At 59.1% G+C, this 6,297-nt stretch carries 7 protein-coding genes; all 7 read right to left on the reverse strand.

Features of this window, described 5'->3' with window-relative positions; genetic code table 11:
• Positions 1-601: 601 nt before the first annotated feature.
• The 7 genes from ACE04F_RS23500 to ACE04F_RS23530 all read right to left on the reverse strand — a co-directional run bounded on the left by ACE04F_RS23500 (position 602) and on the right by ACE04F_RS23530 (position 6,189).
• Positions 602-1,636, reverse strand: coding sequence for an OmpA family protein (locus tag ACE04F_RS23500; protein WP_486110125.1), 1,035 nt, complete (start codon positions 1,634-1,636; stop codon positions 602-604).
• 107 nt (positions 1,637-1,743) lie between these two features.
• The gene (gene sigX / locus ACE04F_RS23505) at positions 1,744-2,334 is read right to left on the reverse strand and encodes an RNA polymerase sigma factor SigX (protein ID WP_025212681.1); all 591 of its coding nucleotides are present in this window, start codon (positions 2,332-2,334) and stop codon (positions 1,744-1,746) included.
• Positions 2,335-2,425: 91 nt separating this feature from the next.
• Positions 2,426-3,250, reverse strand: a complete 825-nt coding sequence (locus tag ACE04F_RS23510; RefSeq protein WP_305499852.1) for a mechanosensitive ion channel family protein — start codon at positions 3,248-3,250, stop codon at positions 2,426-2,428.
• 2 nt (positions 3,251-3,252) lie between these two features.
• On the reverse strand, positions 3,253-3,498 hold the full coding sequence (locus tag ACE04F_RS23515) for a hypothetical protein (RefSeq protein ID WP_014337331.1): 246 nt from the start codon (positions 3,496-3,498) through the stop codon (positions 3,253-3,255).
• Between the two features lie 63 nt (positions 3,499-3,561).
• Positions 3,562-4,557 carry a zinc transporter ZntB gene (locus ACE04F_RS23520; protein WP_434572885.1) on the reverse strand — a complete coding sequence of 332 codons (996 nt, stop codon included), beginning with the start codon at positions 4,555-4,557 and terminating at the stop codon, positions 3,562-3,564.
• 25 nt (positions 4,558-4,582) lie between these two features.
• Positions 4,583-5,074 (reverse strand): ribonuclease E activity regulator RraA, encoded by a 492-nt coding sequence (gene rraA / locus ACE04F_RS23525; RefSeq protein ID WP_486110126.1) that lies wholly within the window; start codon positions 5,072-5,074, stop codon positions 4,583-4,585.
• Positions 5,075-5,199: 125 nt separating this feature from the next.
• Positions 5,200-6,189, reverse strand: a complete 990-nt coding sequence (locus ACE04F_RS23530) for an alpha/beta fold hydrolase (protein ID WP_486110127.1) — start codon at positions 6,187-6,189, stop codon at positions 5,200-5,202.
• Positions 6,190-6,297 lie beyond the last annotated feature (108 nt).

Here is a 6,297-nt window from a genome sequence, read left to right on the forward strand (position 1 = left end):
ACTGACACATCGCCTTCGCGAGCAGGCTCGCTCCCACAGTTAGGTCGGGGCAAAGCTGAAGAGACAGGCCGGCCGCCAAGCCGCCTCGCTCTTGATCTTGATCTTGATCTGAGACGCCCCGTTAACCACGCTGGCCGAACGCAGGCATTGCGCAGTGGGCAACCCGGCATGGATGCCGGGTTAGCCGCGCTGGGCCAGGGACGGCCCTTCGCGGCGGGCCCACGGAGCAATGCCGGAGTGAGGGCATGCCGAGCCTAGGCGAGGCACCGAGTGGTGGGGCAAAGCGTTTTTGGTTACTTTTTTGGCGTCTGAAAAAAGTGACCCGCCGTAAGGGCGGAACCCTAAGCAGCCGTGACCGCAGCAACGGATATGTACCCAGTCAACAAAACCCTGGCCGACTGTCAGGCCGCCATCGCGAGCAAGCTCGCTCCCACAATAGAATCGAAGTACGACCGGTAAAGATATGCCGGCTGTGAGGCCGCATTCGCGAGCAGGCTCGCTCCCACAGGTTACAGGTTTCCCCAGCCCGGCCACTGATCCACCAAATCGCAGGCAAAAAAAAGCCCGGCCTGAGCCGGGCTTTTCCAAAGCTTTGGGCTAATTACTTAGCTTGGGCTTCAACCTGCGCTTCTACGCGACGGTTAACTGCACGACCAGCTTCAGTGGCGTTGTCGGCAACTGGGCGGGATTCGCCGTAGCCAACAGACTGAACGCGGGACGACTCAACACCGTACTGGTTGGTCAGAACCTGCTTGACGGCGTTTGCACGACGCTCGGACAGCTTCTGGTTGTAAGCGTCAGGACCGACGGAGTCAGTGTGACCTTCAACAGTTGTGCTGGTGGATGGGTACTGCTTCATGAAATCAGCCAGGTTCTTGATGTCGCCGTAGCTGTTTTCTTTAACGACCGACTTGTCGAAGTCGAACTTGACGTCCAGCTCAACACGTACGACTTCAGCAACAGCTGGGCAGCCATCAGCGTCAACGGTTACGTTGGCTGGGGTGTCAGGGCACTTGTCGACGTTGTCGCACACGCCATCGTTGTCGCTGTCGGAGCAGACTTCAGCAGGTGCTGGAACTGGAGCAGCGGCTGGCTTGGAACCGCCACCGAAGTTCACACCGATACCAACGCTAGGCGCCCACTCGGTGTCGCCCTGGTCGATGTTGTACTGAGCTTCAACGCCGGCACGGGCGTAGAAGTTGTCAGTGAAATACAGCTTGGCGCCGCCACCAACGTTGGCGAAGGTAGAACGGTCACGACCGTTGCTGCCATTCTGGTCGATGCTCTGGTCCGAGAAACCGGCAGAGACGTAAGGACGCAGCATGTCGCCTGGGTTGTTGAAGTGGTACAGAGCGTCCAGAGCGGTGTTGGCGCCCTTGACGTTAGTGCCGTCGTCGGTACGTGCATTGTGCACTTCGTCGTAGGCCAGACGCAGCTCAACGTCGTCGGTCAGGAAGTAACCAACCGAACCGCCGAACAGGTTGCCGTTGTTCTTGAAGTCGCGAGCGCTGTCGAACATTTCTTTCTTGGCGAAGCCTTCGATTTCAACTGCGCCTTGGCCTTGTGCCAGAGCGCCGAACGAAGTGGCAGCAATCAAAGAACCAATGGCAAAGCCCAAGGTGTTTTTCAGTTTCATCCGTTAAATCCCCATCTGGTGATTGTGAAGCAGTCCCGCAAACCGGGGGACAACTCGGCGGCAAGTCTATCAGAACTTGCCTACACGTAAGAGATATTTGCGCCGAACTAAGTTTCGGCAATGCCTGCAAATTTCTCACGCAGCTTATCGAGCGCGCGCTTGTAACGCATTTTTGTCGCGCTCAAACCCATATGCATTATGTCTGCGATCTCCTGGAATTCCAGTTCTGCGACAAATCGTAGCACCAGAATCTCCCGATCGATCGGGTTCACATAAACCAGCCAGCGATCGAGCCCACCCTTTTCCTCGGGCTTGGGCGCCTTTTCTTCAGACGCTTCCTCGAGGGGGTCCAGGCTCAACGCGTCCATCAAGCGACGCTTTCGCCGTTCCTTACGATACTGCGTGATGCATTCGTTGTAGGTGATGCTGTACAGCCAGGTCTTGAACTTCGATTTCCCCTCGAAGTTCTTCAACCCGTATAGCACCTTCAACATCACCTCCTGACAGACATCATCAGCATCGCGATCGTTCCCAAGATATCGTGCACAGACGTTAAATAAAGTTCTCTGGTAACGGCGCATCAACTCTTCATAAGCGCGCGTGACGTGGAACAGCTCCGTATGCGCGCGCGCGACCAACTCCTCATCAGAGAGATCACGGGGGTCGTAGCGCGTGGATAGCGATTGGGGTTTGTTCAAAACAAGTCGGGCCGACAGTCTAGGTCAATGTGCGCCGCAACCCGCCGTAGCGGGCATTTTGCGGCGGCATACATTAGCAGGATTTGCCGGGTTAGCGGCTACTCACATGCTGCTCCAGCAGGATCCGATTGGACAGCGAGACTAGCTCGCCCTCCTCGGTCAGCAATGTGGTTTTCACCGTCCCGATCTCTTCGATCTGGCCTTCGACCTCGCCAACACGCACTTGTTGCCCAACTTCATATAGTTCACGCACATAGATTCCCGCAAGAATCTGACCGGCGATCTCCCGGCTCCCCAACCCCATTGCCAGCGCGACCGCCAGACCAACGGTAATCAGGACGATCACGATCACATGGTTGAGCAGGTCCGTCTTGACCTCCAACTGACTGATCGCGACCGAAATACTGATGATGATCACCAGGCCCTGGGCGATACGCCCAACGCCCGAGGCATAATCCAGCCCGACGCCCTCGGCCGCGCCACGCACCAGCCCGTTCGCCAGTTGCGCCAGCAGCACACCCACCAGCAGCACCAGTGCGGCACCAAAAACCTTCGGCAGGTAGAGCGCAAGCATGTCGAGCGTCGCCGAAACCCGCTCCAACCCGAGGGACTCGGCCGCCGAAACCAGGAAAATAAGCAGGACGAACCAGTAGACGATCTTGCCGACCAAGGTCGAGATCGGAACCTGGATACCGCCACGCGACAGCAGCTTGGTCAGGCCGGTGCCGCCCATCAGGCGGTCGAGGCCAAGTTTGGCGAGCAATTTGGAGAGCAGCGTGTCGAGGAGCTTGGCCACCACGAAACCCAGCAACAGCACCACCAGGGCGCCAAAGAGGTTGGGGATGAAGTTAGCCACTTTGGTCCACAACGCTGTCATTGCCGTGACGAGGCTCTGGGTCCAGAGATCAAGTTCCATATTCAGTCAGCCTTATCAGCGGTGCGAGTAACAGGTTTGCGACGGGAAACCGGCGAGACATGGGCCGACCCGTTGTTCAGGGCGATCATCAGCGCGGGCAGCCAGCGGCCCAGCAAGCTGAAAAGATCGCCGGCGCCTACCTGGCGGTTGGCGGTTTTGAGCACGCGTCCCAGGCATGCATCGTCGTCCCGGCTGGACGGCGAAGCCTTGAGCATATCGCGCAGAGACTGTTCAAACGGATCGTGCATACGCACCTCTCGTGATGTCTGTGGAAGACGCGATCAGATTTCGTCGGGTCACATGAAGCCTCATCACACCCAGCGCAAACGGCGAAACAGCCACCACTGCCCCAGGGCCACGCACAGCATCAGCAGGCAGGCAACCAGAAAACCGTAGGGGCTTTCCGAAAACGGAATGCCGCCGACATTGATCCCCAGCAGCCCGGTGAGGAAGCTCATCGGCAGGAAGATGCCGGTGATGATGCCGAAGCGATACATCGTGCGGTTCATGCGCACCGAAAGACGCCGGTCCTCGGCCTCCAGCACAAGCCCCACGCGCTCCCGGGTCAATTCCAGCTCTTCCAGGTAACGGGTCAGGCTGTTGTTCAATTCATTCCAGTAGTCGCCGTCGTCCTCGACGAACCAGGGCAATTTGATCCGTGACATCTGGCCGAAGATATCGCGCTGCGGGGCCAGGAATCGCTTCAGTCCGGCCGCCCTTCGACGGATATGCAAAATGGCGTCGTGCTCGGGAGTGTACCGTTCGTCGGTATCGAGCTTTTCTTCCTCGCCGTCGACGATTTCCGAGAGACAGGTGACCAGGTCCTGGACTTTGTTGGTCAGGTACTGCGCCATATAAAGGATAAGTTCCGAAGCCGTCTTCGGCCCCTTGCCCTCGGCCAGTTCCGCCAGCAACTCATCGGTGGCGCGCAGCGGGCGTAAACGCAGGGAAATCACCCGCTGGGCCGAGGCGAAGATGCGCACCGAGACCATGTCTTCCGGTTCCGCGCCCGGGTTGAGATTGATCCCGCGAAGAAACAGCAGCAGCTCGGCATTGGGCAGCGGCAGCAGGCGCGGCCGGGTGTTCTCTTCCAGCAGCAGATCGCAGTTGAATTCACTCAAGCCACTGGATTTGCGCAACCACGTGTGGGTTTGCGGATGACTGCGGTCCCAATGCAGCCACAGGCTTTCATGAGCCTGCAACTGCAAGTCGTCCAGTTCGGTCCGGGCTATCGAACGCGCGCCGCCTTTACCATCCAGCACCAGGGCATGAACCAGCCCCCATTGCGCGTTTTCTTCCTCGAACATCCTCATCCCTTATGGCTATATCGTTTCATTCAGGCATTTTCAGCGGGCTCGATGCAACAATCACGCCGTTGTTGTCCGCATAGACATACTCGCCCGGGCGAAACGTCACGCCAGCGAAGGTCACCGGTACATTAAGATCACCAATGCCGCGCTTGTCGGTTTTCATCGGGTGGCTGGCCAGGGCCTGGACCCCGAGGTCGGTCTGGGCAATGACGTCGACATCGCGGATGCAGCCGTAGATCACCAGCCCTTCCCAGCCATTCTTCGCCGCTTTCTCGGCCAGCATGTCACCCAACAGGGCCCGGCGCAGCGACCCGCCACCGTCAACGACCAGCACTTTGCCCTTGCCTTCGAGTTCAACCTGTTCCTTGACCAGTGAATTGTCTTCGAAGCACTTGATGGTCACGATTTCACCACCAAAGGAGTCGCGGCCACCGAAATTGCTGAACATCGGTTCCAACACTTGCACCAGGTCCGGGTAGGTATCGCACAGGTCGGGCGTGAGGTAATGGTTCATCGGGCAGCTCCTGCAAGGGTTGGACGTCTGGCTGAATGAATAACCGTTTGTGACCGAAACAACGTAGCGCGTCATATCTTAGCCGCAAGCCGACCAGAGCGGAATGCCCTTGTCAGAGCCTTCCCTCAAACCGCTTCGGCCAGGCGAGGCTGTTCTGCCGACAGCGGCGCGCGCTGATCTTCCAGCCAGCGCGCCACCAACGGCCAGACCTCGGCTTGCGCGGCTTTGCTGACAAGCATTTCGACATGGCCGAAATCATTGCCAAAGCCCTGCGCCCGGCCCAGGCAGACAAACTGCTTGCGCTCGGAACCGATCTGTTCGAACAGTTTTTGACACGCCCAGGTCGGATCCTGCTGATCGCCGGCGGCACTCACCGCCAGTACCGGCACTTGCACGTCCGCAAGGCCGGCCCACCAGTTCTTTTCGGCATCGCCGAAACGCCCGAACAGGCCATACCAGCGCATGCTCTCCAGGGCCAGGCCGATAGGCTCGTCCTCCGGGCCGCGTTTGAGCCTGGGGCCGGACAATTGGGCAAAGCGCTTGAGAATGAAGCGCCCGCTCCACTCCACCGGGGGGATTTTCAACGGCCAATAAGTGCGGCTGACCTGGGTGCCGAAAAACGCCGCCGACGCCACGGCGGGCTCGCCCAGGTAATGACCGCCCAAGGCCGCCGCCAGGGTGATGCCACCCAGCGAATGGCCGATCCAGTGGGGCACTTGCCCGCTTTGCTCGCGCACAAAGGCGCCAATGGCCGGCAGATCGTAACGGGCATAGTCGGCGACGCGGTTATTGCGATAACCCTGGTTGCGCTGGGATAACCCGTGGCCGCGCATTTCGGGAATCCAGACATCGAAGCCCAGGCGTGTCAGGTACGCCCCCAGCCCCAGGCCCTTGGGCGAATACCAGAAGCGCCGGTTGGAAAAACTGCCGTGCAACAGGATCACCGGAACACCACGGACCTCGCCGGCATCGGCCATACCCAGGCGGGTAACGGCCATTTCGACGCTGTAATCCGGGCTGTTGCCAGGCTTCAGGCGATACACATCTTCGCTCAGATCACCGCGCCGCTCGGCGCTGATCAGGGCGACAGGAAAGAGGTTGCTGCTGCTTTGCATGATCTTCTTGCACAAAAAAGGGCGGCGTCCTGGTGGAGCCCGCCCTACTTCAATCAAAAGGGGTCGCATGGCCGAAATACTACTGAGAGGAAACTGTGGCGGGGGGGG

Source organism: Pseudomonas sp. AGC41 (genome assembly GCF_057334555.1).

Coding starts and splice junctions, on each gene's coding strand:
- ACE04F_RS23500 (WP_486110125.1), bottom strand. CDS start 1,636: ATGAAACTGAAAAACACCTTGGGCTTTGCCATTGGTTCTTTGATTGCT.
- ACE04F_RS23510 (WP_305499852.1), bottom strand. CDS start 3,250: ATGGAACTTGATCTCTGGACCCAGAGCCTCGTCACGGCAATGACAGCG.
- ACE04F_RS23515 (WP_014337331.1), bottom strand. CDS start 3,498: ATGCACGATCCGTTTGAACAGTCTCTGCGCGATATGCTCAAGGCTTCG.
- ACE04F_RS23520 (WP_434572885.1), bottom strand. CDS start 4,557: ATGTTCGAGGAAGAAAACGCGCAATGGGGGCTGGTTCATGCCCTGGTG.
- rraA (WP_486110126.1), bottom strand. CDS start 5,074: ATGAACCATTACCTCACGCCCGACCTGTGCGATACCTACCCGGACCTG.
- ACE04F_RS23530 (WP_486110127.1), bottom strand. CDS start 6,189: ATGCAAAGCAGCAGCAACCTCTTTCCTGTCGCCCTGATCAGCGCCGAG.